The organism is Tepidimonas sediminis (assembly GCF_007556605.1).
Classification (GTDB): domain Bacteria; phylum Pseudomonadota; class Gammaproteobacteria; order Burkholderiales; family Burkholderiaceae_C; genus Tepidimonas; species Tepidimonas sediminis.
The window spans coordinates 157,939-176,822 of sequence record NZ_VJND01000001.1 but is presented as its reverse complement, the minus strand read 5'-3'; the positions used below and the strand labels follow the sequence as shown (position 1 = coordinate 176,822).

The following is an 18,884-nucleotide window of genomic DNA, read 5'->3' as shown; positions in this document are numbered from 1 at the left end:
TCTCGCGATGGAAGCCGACGCGCATCGCCCGCTGACGGGACGCACGGCGCTGGTGACCGGCGCGGCCACCGGCATCGGCCGCGCCACGGCGCTGGCGCTGGCAGCCGCCGGCGCGCGCGTGGTGGTCAACCACCTGCGCCAGCCGGACGCCGCCGCCGCGCTGGTCGAGCGCATCGCGGACCAGGGGGGCGAGGCGCTGGCAGTGGATGCCGACGTCAGCCGCGCCGCAGAGGTCGCGGCGCTGGCGCGGCAGGCGCAGGAATTTGCCGGCGGCGCGCTCGACATCCTCGTCAACAACGCCGGCGTCATCCTGGAGCGGCCGTTCCTCGAGCTGTCCGAGGAGGACTGGGACCGCATCGTCGCCGTCGACCTGAAGTCGGTCTTCCTCTGCTGCCGCGCCCTGCTGCCCGCGATGGTCGCGCGCGGCCGCGGCACCGTCGTCAACGTGGCCTCCGACCTGGCGCTGCTGGGCCGGGCGGGCTTCGCGCCGTACTGCGCCGCCAAGGCCGGCGTGATCGGGCTGACACGCGCGCTGGCGCGCGAGTTCGCACCCTCCATCCGCGTCAACGCGGTGGCCCCCGGCCCGGTCGACACGGCGATGGTGTCGGCCGCCACCCTCAGCCCCCGAACGCTCGAGCTGGAGCGCGACAACCTGCAACGGCGCATCGCCCACCCGGACGAGATCGCCCGCGTGATCCTGTTTCTCGCCAGCGACGACGCCAGCTTCATCACCGGTCAGACCATCGGCCCCAACGGCGGCTCGGTGCTGACGTGATGCCCGCAACCCGACGAAAGGACGCCGATGGCCGGCCTCTTCACTTCCCTGCGCGACGACGCCTCCCTCTGGATGGATCACCTGTCGTGGCTCGACTACGAGCGGCGCGTGCAGGCGCCCGACGCCACGGTGCTGCTGCCGGTCGGCGCGCTGGAGCAGCACGGGCCGCACCTGCCGCTGGGCACCGACGCGATGCTGGCCACCGCGGTGGCCGCGGACGTGGCGCGGCGCACCGGCGCGCTGGTGGCGCCTCCGATCAGCTACGGCTACAAATCGCAGATCAAGTGCGGTGGCGGCCAGCACTTCTGCGGCACCACCAGCGTCGACGCGGCCACGCTGGCGGGCCAGGTCCGCGACGCCGTGCGCGAGTTTGCCCGCCACGGGCTGCGCCGTCTGGCCATCGTCAACGGCCACTACGAAAACCAGTGGTTCCTGATCGAGGGCATCGACCTCGGTCTGCGTGACGTGCGGCTGCTGCATCCGCAGCACGACCTGCAGGTGATGCGGCTGGAGTACTGGGACTTCCTGACGCCGCAGACGCTGGCCGCCGTCTTCCCGCAGGGCTTTCCCGGCTTTGCGCTGGAGCACGCGGCCGTCATCGAGACGTCGCTGATGCTGCACTACCACCCCGATGCGGTGCGGCTCGACCTGATTCCCGACGATCCGCCGGCCGACTTTCCCCCGTACGACATGTTTCCGCCCCGGCCGGCGTGGGTGCCGCCCTCGGGGGTGCTGTCGAGCGCCCGCGCGGCCAGCGCAGAGAAGGGCCGACTGCTGGCCGAAGAAGTCGCGCAGCGACTGGCCGAGGCCGTGCGCTCGGGGTTTGCACGCTGAACCGGATTCGCCGTCGGGTCCCTCCCGACCGTCGCCGCGCCACCCTGGCGTTTCGATTGCAGGTCCGCGCCATGCGCGTCCGCCGGCCGCGGGCGCGGCCCTCCCCGACGTCCGGCCCGGGTGTGCTTGCGAGCGCCACAGGCGCAGAGCCCCTGATCCCGCAAGCGTTGCTTCGTCATGGTGCGTGCAGGGCCAGCGCGACCGCTGCACAATGCGGCGGTGTGAACACGCCTGCCCCCACCCCCTACGCCGCGCTCGGCGGCGAGGCTGCCGTGCGCCGGCTGGTCAATCGCTTCTATGACCTGATGGACGAGCTGCCGGAGGCCTGGGCGGTGCGCAAGCTGCACCCCGACAGCCTGGACGGCGCGCGCCAGAGCCTGTTCGAGTTCCTCTCCGGCTGGCTGGGCGGCCCGCCCCTTTACGTGCAGAAAAAGGGTCACCCGCGCCTGCGGATGCGCCACCTGCCGTACGCCATCGGCCCGCGCGAGCGCGACCAGTGGATGCTGTGCATGCGGCTGGCGCTGGCCGAGGAGGTGGCCGACGAGGGCCTGCGCCACGCGCTGGCCGAGGCGCTGCAGCAGCTGGCCGACCACATGGTCAACGTCGCGCCGGCGACAGCCTGACCGGACGACCTCCCCCAAACGGGGGATGGCAAAGGTCAACCCAAGTTCATATCATAGCGTTTTTATCGGATCTGGCCTCCCGCCCCCATGCACCGTCAGCCGCTGCTGCCCGCCTCGCCGACGTCCGAGACGGCCGGTGGCGCCTGGCCTTGGCCGGCGCCACCCGAGGTGCTGCTGGCGCTGGCCGCCGACTGGGTCTGGACGATGGACGCGCAGTTTCGCCTCGCGCGCATGGCGCGGATCGACGGCCAGCCGCTGCCGTCCGGCCTTGAGCAGGCGCTGGGCGTGGCGCCGTGGGACAGCCCCTTGTTCGAGCCGGGTCATGGTCACTGGCGCCGCCACCGGCGGGTGCTGTGGTCACACCGGCCGTTCGCGGGGCTGGAGCTCGGCTGGCACCGCCCCGGTCAGCCGCTGCGCTGGTTTGCCATCAGCGGCATGCCGCGCTTCGACGACCATGGACGTTTCGCCGGCTACGTGGGCGTGGCGGTCGACATCACGGCGCGCAAGCGCACCGAACAAACCTTGCGCGAGGTGCGGGCGGATCTGACGGCGACGCTGCGTGCCCTGCCGGACCTGATGTTCGAGGTCGACCGCGAGGGCACCTTCCACCACGTGCACGCTCCCCGGCCCGAGTTGCTGCTGGTGCCACCGCAGGCCATCGTCGGCCGCAACCAGCGCGACCTGCTGCCGCCGCAGGCCCTGCGCGTGGCCGAGCAGGCGCTGGCGCAGGCCGAGCGTGACGGCCACGCGCACGGGTACCGCTACGCGCTGCAGCTTCCCGATGGGTGGCGCTGGTTCGAGCTGTCGGTGGCGCGCAAGGACACCGCGGCCACGCGGACCCCCCGCTTCGTCGTGCTGGTGCGTGACATCACCGAGCTCAAGCGCCGCGAGGCCGAGCTGAGCGAGCTGGCGTTCTACGACACGCTGACCGGCCTGCCCAACCGCCGCCTGCTGCTCGACCGCATCGAGCAGGCGCTGCTGCGCCAGGCGCGCGAGCCGTCGTGGTGCGCGCTGCTGTTCATCGACCTGGACGATTTCAAGGCCATCAACGACCGCCACGGCCACGGCGTCGGCGACCAGGTGCTGGCCGTGGTGGCGCAGCGCCTGCGCGCCGGCTTGCGCGAGACCGACCCGCTCGGCCGGCTGGCCGGCGACGAGTTCGTCGCCCTGCTGCCGGACCTCGGCGAGGACGCCGCCACCGCGCGCCGGGTGGCGCAGCGGGTGGCGCGCACGCTCGTGCGCATGCTGCGCATGCCGCTGCACGAGCGGCCCGGGGTCGTCCCGTCGGCCAGCGTCGGGGTGCTGATGTTCCGCGGCCACCACCCGTTGCCGGCGCTGCTGGCGCAGGCCGACACGCTGATGTACCGCGCCAAGGACGCCGGCAAGGGTCGGCTGACGCTGCGCTGGTTCGGCCGCGACGCGCCCAGCCCCTGCCCGCCGGCGCCGTGACCGGCGCGCGCGGCGGGCCGTTCAGCGCCGCAGCGCCGCGTCGAGCTGGTCGACCAGCTCGGCCCAGTCGGCATCCTCGCCAACCGCCTCGCGCAGGAAGCGCGCCTGCGCCGGCGTCCACCAGGGTGCGTCGGCCAGCGCGACACCGGCCGGCAGCGGGGCGTGCGTTTGCACGAAGGCCTCGATCGAGGCCGCATCGTCGGGCAGACCCAGCTGTCGGAACAGTTCCGCGAAACGGTGCACCGGGGGCTCCATGTCATGCTCCTTTGGGGTCGGGGAATCAGTACCCGCTGTCGTAACCAGCCAGATTCTCGAAGCGCGTCAGCGCGCTCAGGAACGCCAGCTTGACGGTGCCGGTGGGGCCGTTGCGCTGCTTGCCGATGATGATCTCGGCCACGCCCGGCTCCTTGCACTGTTCCTTGGTGTAGTACTCGTCGCGGTAGATGAACATGATGATGTCGGCGTCCTGCTCGATCGCGCCCGAATTGTGGCTGACGATGCCATCGGCCAGCCAGGACGCCGGCCCCGGTACCGTCAGGTCGTAGACCGGCTGCTCGCCGAGCGGCTCCACCGCCTCCACCACGTCCCAGAACAGGTCGGAGTTTGCCCAGTCGCGCAGCGTGGCGTCGTCGAGCCGCTCGGCGTAGTCGGCCAGCAGCGCGCGCGACGGCGCGAAGCGCCAGTGGGCGTTGCCCCCGTAGGCGGTACCGCGCAGGGCCGCCAGGGCGCGCTGACTGAGACCCCGCTCGCGCATCAGCCGCCGCACGCGCTCGAACACCTGCCGCGGCAGGGTGTCGACGTTGGCACCGACCTCGGCTTCGGGCCGGTCCAGCCAGGCGCGCAGCGCCTCGGCCTGCGCGACCCGCGGGCCGAAGGCACCGACGCGATCGAGAAAGCGGCGTTGCGCCTCGCTGCCGGAGACCTCCACCGTCCAGACGCGCCCCTGCGCCTTCGGCGCGCGCAGCCGGGCGACGATGCCCAGCCGCAGCAACAGGGCTGCAACGTCCGCCGCCAGGGCTGCGCTGGCGGTGGAGAAGTACACCCGGGCAGGACCGCGCCGCCCCGGCGCGCGCACGTGGATCGAGCCGTCGGTGGCCCACAGGTGCCGCAGCAGCGTGGCCAGGCTCGCGTCGTCCAGCGCGAAGACCTCCTCGGGCAGGCGCTTCTCGTGCGAGCGCTGGTCGAAGATGCCCAGCGACCGCAGCCAGGCGTTGACGCCCCGCGGCTGCCAGCGGTGGCCGTTGCCGGCAATGAGAAGCTGGAACCAGCGCCCCCGCCCGCGGTGGCGCGTCACGGTGCTGCCCAGCGCGCGCGCGGCACGCTCGACCACGGCGGCGTTGTCCTCGCTGGCGGTGGTGTAGCGCAGTGGCTGGCCCTTCAGGTAACTGCCGTCGCCGACCAGGTGGCCCAGCAAGGCCAGCCGGTCCTCGTCCCACGCTCCCGCGGCGGCGGGAGCCGGAAGGCGGCGCGCCAGCGCCACGCGGTCGCCGCGGCGCAGCTGGCCGAGCGTCACCCAGCCGCTGCCACTGAGCACGCGGTGCTCGGCGGTTGCCTGCAAGCAGCGCCCGCTGCGCAGCCGCAGCCGCCACACGGGACGCACGCCCGCCGCCCAGACCTGCGCGGCCTGCGCGGCCACCAGCCGCTGGTGCGCATCGACCGCCCAGACCTCGGGCCGCGTGCCGACCAGCCGCTCGATCGGCACGCGCCGTCCATCGGTCAGGCACACGAGGGTATCGCCGGTCACGCACTCGCGCAGATCCGACATCATCGGCCGCTTGTCGGTGCGCTGCTCCACGCCGCGGTTGAGCTGCGACAGCGCGATCACCGGGCACTGCAGCTCCTTGGCCAGCATCTTGAGGCCGCGCGAGATCTCGCCCAGCTCGGTGGCGCGGTTCTCCTCGCCGGAGCCGGAGCCGTTCATCAGCTGCAGGTAGTCGACCACGATCAGCCCGAGCTTGCCGCACTGGCGCGCCAGCCGGCGCGCGTTGGCGCGCAGTTCGGCCGGCGTCAGCCCCGGCGTCTCGTCGATGAACAGCGAGACGTGGCGCAGCTTCTCGATCGCCTCGGTCAGGCGCGGCCACTCGTCGGGCGTGAGCTTGCCGGTGCGCAGGTGGCTCTGGTTGATGCGCCCGATCGAGCCGACCACCCGCACCGCCAGCTGCGCCGCGCCCATCTCCATCGAGAACACCGCCACCGGCAGCCCCTCGTGCAGCGCCACGTGCTCGGCGATGTTGATCGCAAACGCGGTGTTGTGGGTGACGATGTCGCCGTCGGTGATGTAGAGGCGCGAGGGGTGGCTGACGGCGATGCACTGGCACTCGGCCTCGCGGGTCGGCTCGATGGCGACGATGTTGAGCCGTTTCTGGCGCATCCGCCGGGGTTGCAGCCGCGCCTGCTTGTCCGACAGCAGCAGCAACTGGTCGGGCTGCGGGTGGGCGATGTCGAGCACGTGGGCCGGGCGGCCCGTGCGGACCTGCCCGCGCGCGTCGCGGAATGTCGTCGTGCGGACGTGCACGCGGCACCAGCCCCCCAGCGAGCGCACCAGCTCGGCCACGTCCTGCGCCAGCTGGGGGCTGGCGGTCGCGAAGCGGATGCTGCCCCAGCGCTCGACCCAGCCGTCGGTGTCCAGCAGACCGCGCAGCAGGTCCAGACGCGCCGCCCGGGATGCCTCGAGGTACAGGCGAGGAATGAACTTGTGTTCGCTCGACACGCCGGTCAGACCGAGCGCATCCAGCGCCTGACGCAGCGGGTTCGGCAGCAGCCCGGCGCGCCCGGCCGCGTGCGCGCCGCCGCGGCGCACGATGCGGTGATCGACCGCCGAGGCCGAACTGAGCGCAAGTTCCCCACCCAGCCGCTCGGCCAGACGCTGCAGCATCTCGTCCGAGGCGGTGGCCAAGCGCACCGTCCCGCTGCCGGTCAGGTTGCCGACGCCCAGCAGCGCTCCCAGCACCCACGGATCGATCGGCAGCGGCTCGTGGTGGCCGAACTCGCCGCTGTGCGGCTCGATCCAGACGCGGTTGCGGTGGCGCGCCTTGCCGAGCAGTACCATGAGCTCCACGGTGCTGAGCACGCGCGGCCCGTTCCAGTGGCGGCAGTGCACCTGCCACAGGTGCTCGGCACAGCACTCGGTGCTGCGCCCGTCCGACAGCGTGACGCGGTACAGCGCGCGCCGCCCCTGCGGGTAGATGCCGGTGACGATCGACGGGCGCCCGTCGACCGAGGCCAGCGCGTCGCCGACGCGCAGCTCGCCCATGCGCTTCCAGCCCGTGAGGGTGCGCACGCGGGCGTCCAGCGGCTGGGCCTTGCCCATGCTCGGGCGCGCGGCGATGATGATCAGGTCGCCCGGCTGCAGGCCGGCGGTCATGCGGTCCAGGTCGATGAAGCCGGTGGGCACCCCGGTGATGTCGTTGGGGTTGTCGGCCATCTCCTGCACGCGGTCGAGCAGCTCCACCACCAGCTTGTCCATCGACTGGAAGCCCTGCTTCATGCGGCTGCCTTCCTCGCCGATCGACAGGATCTTCTGCTCGGCCTCGTCGAGAATGGTGGCCACGGGCTTGCCGCGCGGAGCGAAGGCCTGTGCGGCGATCTCGTCGCTGGCGGCGATCAGCTTGCGCAGGATGGCGCGCTCGCGCACGATCTCGGCGTAGCGGCGGATGTTGGCGGCGCTGGGCACGAACTGCGCCAGCTGGTTCAGGTAGGCCAGCCCGCCCACGTCCTCGGCCCGGCCCAGCGAGCTCAGGTGCTCGTGCACGGTGACGACGTCGGCCGGCTTGCCGGCGCCGATCAGCGCGTCGATGGCGGCGAAGATCTGCCGGTGCTCGGGGCGGTAGAAGTCGCTTTCGGTGAGCAGGTCGGCTACCCGGTCCCAGGCGGCGTTGTCCAGCAGCAGGCCGCCCAGCACGCTCGATTCGGCCTCCAGCGAATGCGGCGGCACGCGCAGCGCGGCCAGCTGCGCGTCGTGCTCCAGCGGCGGCAGCGCCGGGCCGCCGGCCAGCGATTCAGGCATGCGTTCATGATCCATCGGGGCCGATTGTGGCAGCAACGCCGGCGCCATCGGCCAACGCTGGCCACGTTCACGCCGCTGCCGGCGTGGCCAGCCAACGCGCATGCCAGCCGGCGGCATCGTGCTTGCGCACGAGCGTGACGAAGTCGGCCTCGTCCAGGGCGGCACAGAACAGCCAACCCTGCATGACGTCGCAGCCGGCCTCGGCCAGGAAGCGCGCCTGCTCCACCGTCTCGACCCCTTCGGCGATGGTGCTCAGGCCCAGCGTGTGCGCCAGCTGCACGATGGCGCGGATGATGGCCTCATCGTCGGCGTCGCGGCCGATGTCCTGCACGAAGACGCGATCGATCTTCAGGCGCGCAAATCCCAGCCGGCGCAGGTAGGCCAGCGACGAGTAGCCGGTGCCGAAGTCGTCGATGGCCACGGCAAAGCCCGCTTCCACCAGGGACCGCAGGGTCCGGCGGGCGTCCTCCAGCCCGCCGGCGGCCACCGATTCGGTCACCTCCAGCTCCAGCCGCTGCGGCGGCAGGCCGGCGCGTGCGGTCAGCTCACGCACCCGCGCGGCGAAGTCGGGCTGCAGCAGCTGGGGCACCGAGACGTTGACCGCCACGTAGGGTGCCTGCGGCAGGTCAACCCAGCGGCGCGCGGCCGCCACGGCTTCGCGCAGCACCCAGTCGCCGATTTCGACGATGCGGCCGGAGCTCTCGGCCACCGGGATGAACTCGGCCGGCGCAACCTCCCCGAGCCCGGGGTGACGCCAGCGCAGCAGCGCCTCGGCACCCACGATGCGTCCGTCGCGCAGCGACACCTGAGGCTGGTACTGCAGGCGCAGCTCGCCGCGCGGCAGCGCCTGCGCCAGCGCGGTGGAAAGCCTGAGCAGCCGGTCGGAGTGATGCTGCAGCGCCGGCGTGTAGAAGCGCCACGAGTGACGCGCGGTCTGCTTGGCCTGATGCATGGCCGCCTCGGCGCGCCGCATCAGCTCGTCAGGATCGTCGCCGTCGTCCGGAAAGAGCGCGATGCCGATCGTGGCGCCGAGCCCGATCTCGCCGCCGGCGATGCGGCACGGCCTCGAGATCGCCTCCAGCAGCGCCTGCGCGCGCTGCATCGCGCCCTGCGCATCGACGTCGGTCAGCACGAGCGCGAACTCGTCGCCGGCCATGCGTGCCACCAGATCGCGCGGGCCGCAGCCGGCCTGCAGGCGCTGCGCCACCTCGCCGAGCAGCGCATCTCCCACCCCCAGGCCCTGCGCCTCGTTGACGGTCTTGAAGTGATCCAGATCCACCATCAGCACCGCCAACGCCTGCCGCTGCAGGCGCGCGGCGGCCAGCAGCGCGCGCAACTGCTGGCGCAGGTGTTCGCGGTTGGGCAGACCGGTGAGCTGGTCGTACCGCGCCAGCTGCTCGATGCGCGCCTGCGCGGCGCGCCGCTCGGTGATGTCGCGGGTCACGCCCAGCACCTCCACGCGGCCGTCCTCGGGGCGCCGCACCAGGGTGCTGACCACCTCGGTCCAGACGACGCCGCCATCCTTGCGCGGCTGCGCGAGCTCCAGCACCGCCGGCTCGCTCTGGCTGCGGCCGCTGGCCTCGAAGTCCGCCAGCCGCCGCGCCAGCAGCGCCCGCACCCGCACGGCGGACTCGGGCGTCAACGCCGACTCCAGCGGCTGACCGACGATCTCCTCGGGCGTGTGGCCGCGCAGGCGCTGCACCGCCGGGCTGACGTAGGTGAAGCGCATCGTGACCGGATCCAAGGTCCAGATGACATCGTTGATGGTTTCGGTGAGCTCGCGGTAGCGCCGTTCGCTGCGCCGCAGCTCCTCGGTGGCCTGGTGCACTCGACGGCGCAGCCACAGCGACACGCCGCCGAACAGCAGCGCCACCCCGGCCAGCCCGCCCAGCGCCGGCCAGGCCCAAGCCGGCAGGCGCACCACGCCCTGCGGCGTGGCCCAGCGCCGCATGATCTCGTGGTACGGCGAGGAAGGGTCCGATCCCCACTGCAGCAGATGGCGGTCGATGGCGGCCAGCACGTCGCCGTGACGGCCGCGCGGCGCGGCGAAGTACAGGCGCGAGGGGTTGAACACCACCGGCGTGGCGCGCAGGCCGTAGACGTTCATGTGATAGTCGCCGAAGTGCACGTTGGCTGCGGCGGCGTCGGCCCCTCCCTGCGCCACCGCGGCGAAGGCCTCGGCGAGCGAGTCGACCGGCACGAGCGTGACGCGCAACGCAAAACCCTGCAGCATTCCCTGCAGCGCGCCGGCCTGCGCGCTGTCGCGCAGCACCGCCACGCGACGCCCGTCCAGATCCAGCACCGAGCCGATCGTCACCGCGGGGGCGCGGTACAGCTGCGACCAGCTCAGCATCGCCGGCTGGACGTGGAAATCGAAGCGCGTCTGACGGTCAGCGGTGAGGGCCACGTCCGGCATCAGGTCGAGCTCACCGCGCTCCAGCCGCTCCAGACATTGCGCCCAGCGGCACTCCTGCCACTGCAGCGTCCAGCCCTCCGCGCGCGCGATGGCCTGCAGCAGCTCGACGAAGCTGCCGCCCGGCTCGCCGGTGCTGGTGCGCGTCAGCTTCGGGGGATTGTCGTAGAAACCGACCTTGAGGGTGCGCGCTGGCGCCGCCACCGCCACGGTGGCCATCACGACCACGAGCGCCAGCCGCGCGGGCACGCGCCACGGCCTGGCACAGCGGGAAAGGGGCATGGACCCAGCCATGGCGGGCATCTTATGCGATGCCCCCGCAAAGCAAAACACCGAACGGGCAACCCGCTCGGTGTCGATGCGAAACTGGTAGGCGCGATTGGACTCGAACCAACGACCCCCACCATGTCAAGGTGGTGCTCTAACCAGCTGAGCTACGCGCCTGGGTCGATCTTGCGCGCCCTGCTTCGAAGGAGAAGCATCGGCAGCGAAGAGCCCGCATTATAGACGAAAAACACCCGCGCCCCGCGGCGTCAGCGGCGCCAGACCTTCAGCACGCCCGGGACGTCGGCCAGCACCGCCATCACGCGCGCCACGCGTGAGGCGTCGCTGACCTCCACCGTGAAGGTCATCCAGGCCGTGTCCTTGACGGTCTGCGTCTGCACGCCGACGACGTTGATCTTCTCGCGCGCAAAAGCCTCGGAGATGTCGCGCAGCAGGCCTTGGCGATCCTGGGCCTGCACGCCCACGTCCACCGCATACACCGGCCCATGGGGCCCGTCCGACGGCGCCGCAGCCCAGGCTACGTCGATGACGCGATGCGGCTGGCGCGCGGCCAGCGCGGCAAAATCCGGGCAGTCGGCGCGATGGACACTGACACCCTTGCCGCGCGTGACGAAGCCGCGGATGTCGTCGGGCGGCGCCGGCTTGCAGCAGCGCGCCAGCGTCGTCATCAGCGAGCCGACCCCCACCACCAGCACGTCGCCGGCGCGCGCGGCTGCAGGGCGTGCCTTCTTTACCACCAGCGGCGCCGGCTCGGCGGCGGCCGCTGGTGGCGGCGCCAGCGCCTGCTCCACCGCGCGCAGCGTGATGGCTTCCTTGCCGACGGCCTCGAACAGCCCCTCGGGGGTGTCGAAACCCAGCGCCTCGGCCAGCGCCTCCAGGCTGGTGGTGCGATTGCCCTCGCGCTGCAGCAGCCGCTCGACCTGCTCGCGCCCGCGCGCGATGTTTTCCTGCGCGGCCAGGTGGTTGAACCAGGCGCGCACCTTGGCCTTGGCGCGGTGGCTGACCAGGTAGCCGGCCTCGGGGTTGAGCCAGTCGCGCGACGGGCCGCCCTCCTTGGCGGCGATGATCTCCACCGTCTGCCCGGTGGACAGCGGCGTGTTGAGCGGCACCATCTGCCCGTCCACGCGCGCGCCGCGGCAACGGTGGCCCAGGTCGGTGTGCACCGCGTAGGCGAAGTCCACCGGCGTGGCGCCCTTGGGCAGCTCGACGATGGCGGCCTGCGGCGTGAAGACGTAGATGGTGTCGTCGAACAGGCCGTGCGCCATGCCGCTCAAGTCGCGCTGCCAGGCCAGCAGCTGGCGCAGCACGGCGATCTTGGCGTCGTAGCTGGAGGCGGCCGTCACGCCGGCGTAGCCCTTGGTGCCGGCCTCCTTGTAGGCCCAGTGCGCCGCCACGCCGTGCTCGGCGTGCTCGTGCATCGCGCGCGTGCGGATCTGGATCTCGAACGTGCGGCCCTGCTCGTCACGCACCACGGTGTGCAGCGACTGGTAGCCGTTGGGCTTGGGGCGCGCGATGTAGTCGTCGAACTCCTCCGGCAGCGGGGTGAAATGCTCGTGCACCCACGCCAGCACCCGATAGCACGCCTCCACCGTGTCGACGATGACGCGCAGCGCGCGCAGGTCGTACACCTGGTCGAACGCCAGCCCCTTGCCGCGCATCTTCTTGACGATGCTGACGATGTGCTTGGGCCGGCCCTGCACCTGCACGTCCAGCCCGAGCGCGCGCAGCTCGCGCTCCAGGCGCTGACGCACCTGCTCGACCACGCTTTCGCGCTCGGCGCGCTTCTCGTCGAGCAGCCGCGCGATCTCCTTGTAGGTCTGCGGCTCCAGGAAGCGGAACGCCAGGTCCTCCAGCTCCCACTTCAGCTGCCAGATGCCCAGCCGGTTGGCCAGCGGCGCAAAGACATGCATCGCTTCCGAGGCCACCACCCGCGGCGGCGGCTGCTTGACGGCGGCGTGGTAACGCAGCGTCTGCAGCCGCGAGGCCAGCCGCAGCAGCACCACGCGCAGGTCGCGCGAGAACGCCAGCAGCATCTTGCGCACGTTTTCGGTCTGCGCGCGGTCCAGCTCGCTGGCCGGCGCACCCGGCTGGGCGGGCTGCGCGCGCAGCCGCGCCTGGCGCTGCAGCTGGATCAGCTTGTGCGTCTCCAGCGCCACGTCGGCCAGCGCCTCGCCGAAGGCCTTGGCGATGCTTTCGCGCGGTCGCGCCAAGAACCCCACGGCATAAACAAGGTAGGCGCAGGCGCGCAGCTCGGCGGTGGCGCCGATGCGCTGCAGGATCGCGGCCACGCCGTCGGCATGGTCCAGCGCCGGCTCGCCGGTGTCGAGCCGCTCGCCGGCCAGCAGCGGCTCGGCGAACGCCCGCGCGCGCTGCAGGGCCAGCTCGTCGTGCGCCTGCGGCGAATCCAGCGCCGCGTGGATGGCCGCCGCGCTGGCGCGCGCCTGGGGCGCTTCGGTCACCGTGCCGCCGATCATGGCTCGAGCAGGAAATCGCGCACCACGCGCACCTGATCGGGCTGCACCAGCATCGGCGCGTGGCCGACGCCGTCGAACTCCACCAGCCGGGCGCGCGGACCGCGCCGCGTCATCGCCTGCGCGGTGGCGCGCGAAAGCAGGTCGGACTCAGCCCCGCGCAGCAGCAACGTCGGACACGTGATCGCGTCGTAAAGGGCCCACAGCATCGCCTCGCCAGCCTGGGCAGCGGCCTCCGAAGCGACCTGCGCCGCCCGCGGGTCGGCCGCGGCGGCGGCGCGCTGCGCCTGCACCATCGCCCGGAACGGGATCGCCAGCGCCGGGTCGTAGTGCAGCCGCCAGCCACCGCCGGGATGGGGACGCAGCATCGGCCGCGTCAGCGCCAGCCACTGCTCGCGCGAGTGCGGGCCGAAGGTCGGCGAGGCCGCCCACAGCGCATCGGCCGCCTCCTCGACGGTGGCAAAGACCGGGTCGGCGCCGACGTAGCGCGCGATGCGCTCCAGCGACACCGGCTCGATCACGGGCCCGACGTCGTTGAGCACGAGGCGATGGATGCCCGCGGCGGGTTGCGCCGCCACCGCCATGCCGATCAGTCCGCCCATGCTGGTGCCGACCCAGTCCACGGTCAGCGTCATCGGGTCGCCGCCGGTGGCCAGCGCGTGCCGCTGGCGCAGGTGACCGACCAGCGCCATCAGGTCGGCCACGTAGGTCGGCATCTGGTAGCCCATCGGGTCGTCGAGCCAGTCGCTTTCGCCGCGGCCGGCCACGTCCACCGCCGCCACCGCCATGTGCGGGGCCAGCGCCTGCGCCAGCACGTCGAAGTCGCGTGCCTGCCGCGTCAGGCCGTGTACGCACACGGCGACACGCGGCGGATGGTCGCGGCCGGTGGCGTTCCACCACCACCAGGCCAGGTGGCGCGGCTGGCCGCCGCGCGCGGCGGGACCAGGGACGGGCAGGCGTTGCAGGACGGGTTCCATCGGGTGACAGCACGGGCCGCGCAGGCGGCATAATGGGTTGGTACCGTATCAGGATCGTAGCGGATCGCAAGGAGTTCGACGCATGCTGCACGGCAAGACGGCGCTGGTGACCGGATCGACCAGCGGGATCGGGCTGGGGATCGCCAAGGCGCTGGCGGCGCGCGGCGCCAACATCGTGCTCAACGGTTTCGGCGACGTCGAGGGGGCGCGCACCCAGATCGAGGCGTTGGGCGTACCGGTGCTCTACCACGGCGCCGACATGAGCAAGCCGGCCGAGATCGAGGACATGATGCGTGCGGCGGCTGCCCGCTTCGGTCGCGTCGACATCCTGGTCAACAACGCCGGTATCCAGCACGTGGCACCGATCGAGGAGTTCCCGCCCGAGCGCTGGGACGCCATCCTGGCGATCAACCTGAGCAGCGCGTTCCACACCATCCGTCTGGCGCTGCCGGCCATGCGCGCTGCCGGCTGGGGACGCATCATCAACGTCGCCTCGGTGCACGGGCTGGTGGCCTCGGTGCACAAGTCGGCCTATGTCGCAGCCAAGCACGGGCTGGTGGGCCTGACCAAGGTGGTGGCGCTGGAGACGGCCACCACCGGCATCACCTGCAACGCCATCTGCCCCGGCTGGGTGCTGACGCCGCTGGTGCAGAAGCAGGTCGACGCCAAGGCCGCTGCGCTGGGCATCAGCAACGAGGAGGCCACGCGCCTGCTGCTGGGCGAAAAGGAGCCCTCGATGCGTTTCACCACGCCCGAGGAGCTGGGCGAACTCGCGGTGTTCTTCTGCTCGCCCGCGGGCGACAACGTGCGCGGCGTGTCCTGGAACATGGACGGCGGCTGGGCGGCGCAGTGAGCGGCCACGACGGCGCGCCCGGTGCTCACGGGTGCAGGGTCACGCTGCCCGAGACGGTGACCTGCAGCCAGGCCTGACCAGGCTCCAGCGGCAGAGGCGCCCCGGCCTCGGCGCCTGCGGCCAGCGCCATCGCGCGCAGCGGCGGTGGCTCGCTGGGTGTGGCCACGCCGACGTGCGCCTCGCGCAGCGTCCAGCCGCGCGCTCCGAACGCCCGCGCCACCTCGTCGGCCTGCTGTCGGAAGGCCTCGATGGCCTGCTGACGCAGCGCGGATTCGGCCTCGCGCCGCGTCTCGCGCGCCAGCTCCTGACGCACCCCACTCACCGTCAGGCCCTGCAGCCCCTGCACCAGGGCGGCCAGGCGCGCCAGGTCGCGCCCCTGCACACGCAGCTCGGCACTGCCCTGCCAGCCGACGATCTGGCCTTCGCGGCCCAGGCGCGGCTGCACGGTGAAGGCGCCGCTGGCGACCTCCAGCACGCCCGGTTGCTGATGCGGGCGCAGCTGCGCCAGCGCCTGCTGCAGCGCCTGCGCCAGCTGGGCCTGCAGCACCGCGGCCTCCGCCCCCTGCTGGCGCGCCATCAAGGTGACCACCACCCAGTCGTGCGGCAGGCGCCGCTCGGCCTGCGCCTGCAGGTGCACCAGGCGCGCCGGCTCGGCGGCCCCCTGCCCGGCCGCCGCCGACCCCGTGCCCGCCGCCAGCGCCGCGACCAGCAGCACCACCCCCATCAACCCGCTGCGATGCGTTTCCATGGGATTCCACCTCCTCGGCCAACCAAGCGCGGCGACATGCCCGCCTCGCGCGCCCTGCCGCCGGCAGTCTGCCACATCCCCCCGCCAAGCATCCGCCGCGTTACCGATGGTTGCACGTGTTGCGCCGGTTTGCCGTCACAATCACTGTCGCTGCCGCGGCCACGGCATGCTGGCCGCTCACCCCTGGCCTGGAGCAAGCTGCCCGATGCAGAACCGCCGCCCGACCCGCCTGATCGTCGTCGACGACGATGCCCGCATCCGTGAGCTGCTGCAGCGCTACCTGACGCAGGAAGGCTTCGACGTGCTGCTGGCCGAGGACGGCGCGCGCCTGGACCGCCTGCTGCAGCGCGAGGCAGCCGACCTGATCGTGCTGGACCTGATGCTGCCCGGGGAGGATGGCCTGAGCATCTGCCGCCGGCTGCGCGCGGCGGGCGACGCCACCCCGATCATCATGCTGACCGCCAAGGGTGAGGACGTCGACCGCATCGTCGGGCTGGAGCTGGGCGCCGACGACTACCTGCCCAAGCCGTTCAACCCGCGCGAGCTGCTGGCGCGCATCCACGCGGTGCTGCGCCGCCGCCCCCCGCCAGAAGCGCCGGGAGCCGCCGCGGCCGACGGGGCGGTGGTGACGTTCGGGCCGTTCACGTTCGACCTGGGACGGCGGCGCCTGCTGCGCGACAGCCAGGACGTGCCGCTGACCACCGGCGAGTATGCGATGCTGAAGGCGCTGGTGCGCCATCCGCGCCAGCCGATGTCGCGCGAGAAACTCGCCCAGCTGGCGCGCGGGCGTGAGTTCGAGCCGTTCGACCGCAGCCTGGACGTGCAGGTCTCGCGCCTGCGCAAACTCATCGAACCCGACCCGGCCAACCCGCGCTACATCCAGACCGTCTGGGGCGTGGGCTACATGTTCGTGCCGGACGACCGATGAGCCTGTTCTGGCGCAACTTCCTGCTGCTGGCCGGGCTGCTGGCGTTGTCGGTGCTGGCGTGGTTCCAGGCGCTGCGCACGCTGGAGCAGGAGCCGCGCGCGCTGCAGAGCGCGCAGGCGCTGGCCTCGCTGGTCAACCTGACGCGCGCGGCGCTCATCTACACCGACCCGATCGCGCGCGTGGCGCTGGTCAAGACGCTGGTCGACGAGGAAAACGTGCGCATCGCCGTGCGCGACGACGGCGACGAACACCAGCCCTACCCGCCCGGCACGCTGGGCGCGCGCGTGGCGCAGGCGCTGCAGGACAGGCTCGGCCCCGGCACCGTCGTGGCGCGCGAGGTCAACGGCTTCGACGGCCTGTGGATCGGCTTCGCCATCGAGGACGAGAAGTACTGGCTGCTGGCCGACCCCTCGCGCCTGGCCGGCGTGCAGGGGCGCACGTGGCTGGTGTGGGGCGCCACCGCGCTGGGGTTGTCGCTGCTGGGTGCGGTGCTGATCACGCGCGTGATCAACCGCCCGCTGCAGCAGCTCGCCCAGGCCGCGCGCCGCGTCGGCGAGGGCGACTTCGACGGCGCCCGGCTGGACGAAAGCCAGCCCACACGGGAGATCGCCAGCGTCAACCACGCCTTCAACGCGATGGCGGCGCGGCTGGCGCGCTCGGAGGCCGACCGGCGGCTGATGCTGGCCGGCATCTCGCACGACCTGCGCACGCCGCTGGCGCGGCTGCGGCTGGAGATCGAGCTGGGCGTTCCGGATGCGGCCACGCGCAGCCGCATGGCCGACGACGTCGCCGAGGTCGACGCCATCCTCGGCCAGTTCCTCGACTTCGCGCGCGAGCGGCCGCTGCAGACCGAAGCGCTGGCGCTGGGGCCGGCGCTGGAGCGTGCCGCCGCGCCCTACCGCGCGCGCGGCGATGTCGCGCTGAATGTGCGCGTCGCCGATGACCTGCACGTGCGCGCCGATGCCACGGTGCTGCTGCGCATCCTGACCAATCTGCTGGAAAACGCCGTGCGCCACGGTCGCAGCGCCGATGGCACGGTGCATCTGGAGATCGAGGCGGCCCGCGACGAACCGGGCTGGGTGCGGCTGCGCGTGCGCGACCACGGGCCCGGCGTGCCGGTGGAAGTGCTGCCGCGCCTGACCGAGCCGTTCTACCGCGCCGAGGCGGCCCGCACCACGCCCGGCAGCGGGCTGGGGCTGGCGATCGTGCGCCGCGGCGCCGAGCGCCTGGGCGGGCGTCTGACGCTGGCGCTGGCCGAGGGCGGCGGGCTGGAGGCGACGCTGCACCTGCCGGCGGCATGACGGGGACGCCGCGTCAGCCGCGCTGCAGCAGCACCACCGCACGCGCCTCGATCGCCAGCCCCTGCCCCACCGGCCCCAGCCGCTCGGCGGTCTTGGCCTTGACGTTGACCGCCTCCGGTGGCAGCGCCAGCGTCGCGGCGATGCGCGCCTGCATCGCCGCGCGGTGCGGCGCCAGCCGCGGCGCCTGCGCCACCACGGTGGCGTCCACGTTGACCGGCTGCCAGCCGCGCGCGCGCACCTGCGCGGCCGCCTCGTCCAGCAGGCGGGCCGAATCGGCGCCGCGCCAGCGCTCGTCGTGGTCGGGAAACCACGTGCCGATGTCGCCCAGCCCGGCCGCGCCCAGCAGCGCGTCGGTGATCGCGTGCAGCAGCGCATCGGCGTCGGAGTGGCCGAGCAGCCCCTTGTCAAACGGGATCGTCACGCCGCCCAGCACCAGCGGCCGGCCGGGCACCAGCGCGTGGACGTCCCAGCCTTCGCCGACACGCCACTGGGGCGCCGGCGCCTGCCCGCGCAGCCAGGCCTCGGCCATCGCGAAATCCTCCGGATAGGTCAGCTTGACGTTGCCGGGGTGGCCCGGCACGAGCCGGGGCGGCAGCCCCAGCCGCTCGACGGCGCTGGCCTCGTCGGTGATGCCGTCGAAGTCCGCCGCCTCGCACGCCTGCAGCGCCCGGCGCAGCAGACCGAGGCGAAACATCTGCGGCGTCTGCGCCTGCCACAGCCCCTCGCGCGGCCGGGTGGCGGCGACGCGGCCATCCGTGCCCTCTTCCTTCAGGGTGTCGGCCAGCGGCACCGCCAGCAACCCGCCGACCGCATCGTGGCGGCACGCCTCGATCAGCCGCTGCACGTCCTGCGGCCGCAGCAGGCAGCGCGCCGCGTCGTGCACCAGCACCCAGTCGTCGTCGCGCGCACCGTGGGCGGCCCACTGCCGCAAGCCCGCCAGCACGCTGGCCGCGCGCGTGGCGCCGCCCACGCGCCAGACGTGCACGCCCGGCGGCGGTTGCCAGCCGCTCGTGTCGTCCGGCGCCAGCACCACCGCCACGCCGTCCAGCCCCGGCACCGCCTGCAACGCCGCCAGCGTGTGGTCGAGCACACGCCGGCCCGCCAGCATCTGGTGCTGCTTGGGCTGCGCCAGCCCGGCCCGCCGTCCGCTGCCGGCCGCCGGCACCAGCGCCCAGCAGCGCGCGCGCGCCGGCGTCTCGGTCGCCATCGTCGTCATGGCCG

General features: G+C 72.9%; 14 protein-coding genes and 1 tRNA gene. 7 read left to right on the top strand and 8 right to left on the bottom strand.

Annotated elements, in window-relative coordinates; translation table 11 throughout:
* Positions 1-7 precede the first annotated feature (7 nt).
* The 4 genes from Tsedi_RS00845 (at position 8) to Tsedi_RS00830 (ending at position 3,681) form a co-directional block, all read left to right on the top strand.
* A complete protein-coding gene (locus Tsedi_RS00845) occupies positions 8-775 on the top strand; it encodes an SDR family NAD(P)-dependent oxidoreductase (RefSeq protein WP_143892651.1) in 768 nt (255 codons plus the stop codon).
* Between the two features lie 27 nt (positions 776-802).
* Positions 803-1,609, top strand: coding sequence for a creatininase (locus Tsedi_RS00840; protein ID WP_143892649.1), 807 nt, complete (start codon positions 803-805; stop codon positions 1,607-1,609).
* A gap of 221 nt (positions 1,610-1,830) precedes the next feature.
* Positions 1,831-2,232: a group II truncated hemoglobin gene (locus Tsedi_RS00835; RefSeq protein WP_143892647.1), complete on the top strand. Its 402-nt coding sequence runs from the start codon at positions 1,831-1,833 to the stop codon at positions 2,230-2,232.
* Between the two features lie 87 nt (positions 2,233-2,319).
* On the top strand, positions 2,320-3,681 hold the full coding sequence (locus Tsedi_RS00830) for a diguanylate cyclase domain-containing protein (protein WP_143892645.1): 1,362 nt from the start codon (positions 2,320-2,322) through the stop codon (positions 3,679-3,681).
* Between the two features lie 21 nt (positions 3,682-3,702).
* Here Tsedi_RS00830 and Tsedi_RS00825 read toward each other — a convergent pair whose 3' ends face one another.
* From Tsedi_RS00825 to Tsedi_RS00800, 6 genes are all read right to left on the bottom strand, one after another.
* Complete coding sequence (locus Tsedi_RS00825; protein ID WP_143892643.1) at positions 3,703-3,936, bottom strand: DUF2789 domain-containing protein; 234 nt, start codon at positions 3,934-3,936, stop codon at positions 3,703-3,705.
* Between the two features lie 25 nt (positions 3,937-3,961).
* Positions 3,962-7,687 carry a replicative DNA helicase gene (dnaB, locus tag Tsedi_RS00820; protein WP_143892641.1) on the bottom strand — a complete coding sequence of 1,242 codons (3,726 nt, stop codon included), beginning with the start codon at positions 7,685-7,687 and terminating at the stop codon, positions 3,962-3,964.
* A gap of 67 nt (positions 7,688-7,754) precedes the next feature.
* On the bottom strand, positions 7,755-10,382 hold the full coding sequence (locus tag Tsedi_RS00815) for an EAL domain-containing protein (RefSeq protein WP_185970529.1): 2,628 nt from the start codon (positions 10,380-10,382) through the stop codon (positions 7,755-7,757).
* An 85-nt stretch (positions 10,383-10,467) separates the two neighbouring features.
* Positions 10,468-10,544: transfer RNA gene (locus Tsedi_RS00810), tRNA-Val, on the bottom strand.
* A gap of 89 nt (positions 10,545-10,633) precedes the next feature.
* Positions 10,634-12,859, bottom strand: a complete 2,226-nt coding sequence (locus Tsedi_RS00805; protein WP_143892637.1) for a RelA/SpoT family protein — start codon at positions 12,857-12,859, stop codon at positions 10,634-10,636.
* Positions 12,856-13,833, bottom strand: a complete 978-nt coding sequence (locus Tsedi_RS00800; protein WP_143892635.1) for an alpha/beta fold hydrolase — start codon at positions 13,831-13,833, stop codon at positions 12,856-12,858. The genes Tsedi_RS00805 and Tsedi_RS00800 overlap by 4 nt, the downstream gene beginning before the upstream one ends.
* Positions 13,834-13,915: 82 nt before the next feature.
* Between Tsedi_RS00800 and Tsedi_RS00795 the strand changes: the two genes are divergently transcribed.
* A complete protein-coding gene (locus tag Tsedi_RS00795) occupies positions 13,916-14,686 on the top strand; it encodes a 3-hydroxybutyrate dehydrogenase (RefSeq protein ID WP_143892633.1) in 771 nt (256 codons plus the stop codon).
* Positions 14,687-14,711: 25 nt separating this feature from the next.
* Here Tsedi_RS00795 and Tsedi_RS00790 read toward each other — a convergent pair whose 3' ends face one another.
* Positions 14,712-15,434: an SIMPL domain-containing protein gene (locus Tsedi_RS00790; protein ID WP_143892631.1), complete on the bottom strand. Its 723-nt coding sequence runs from the start codon at positions 15,432-15,434 to the stop codon at positions 14,712-14,714.
* Between the two features lie 205 nt (positions 15,435-15,639).
* Here Tsedi_RS00790 and ompR point away from each other — a divergent pair, with 205 nt between their 5' ends.
* Positions 15,640-16,362, top strand: coding sequence for an osmolarity response regulator transcription factor OmpR (ompR, locus tag Tsedi_RS00785; protein WP_143892629.1), 723 nt, complete (start codon positions 15,640-15,642; stop codon positions 16,360-16,362).
* Positions 16,359-17,663: a sensor histidine kinase gene (locus Tsedi_RS00780; protein ID WP_143892627.1), complete on the top strand. Its 1,305-nt coding sequence runs from the start codon at positions 16,359-16,361 to the stop codon at positions 17,661-17,663. Before ompR ends, Tsedi_RS00780 begins: the two co-directional genes overlap by 4 nt.
* 13 nt (positions 17,664-17,676) lie before the next feature.
* Here the strand turns inward: Tsedi_RS00780 and ispD are convergent, their stop codons facing one another.
* A complete protein-coding gene (gene ispD / locus Tsedi_RS00775; RefSeq protein ID WP_246099126.1) occupies positions 17,677-18,879 on the bottom strand; it encodes a 2-C-methyl-D-erythritol 4-phosphate cytidylyltransferase in 1,203 nt (400 codons plus the stop codon).
* Positions 18,880-18,884 lie beyond the last annotated feature (5 nt).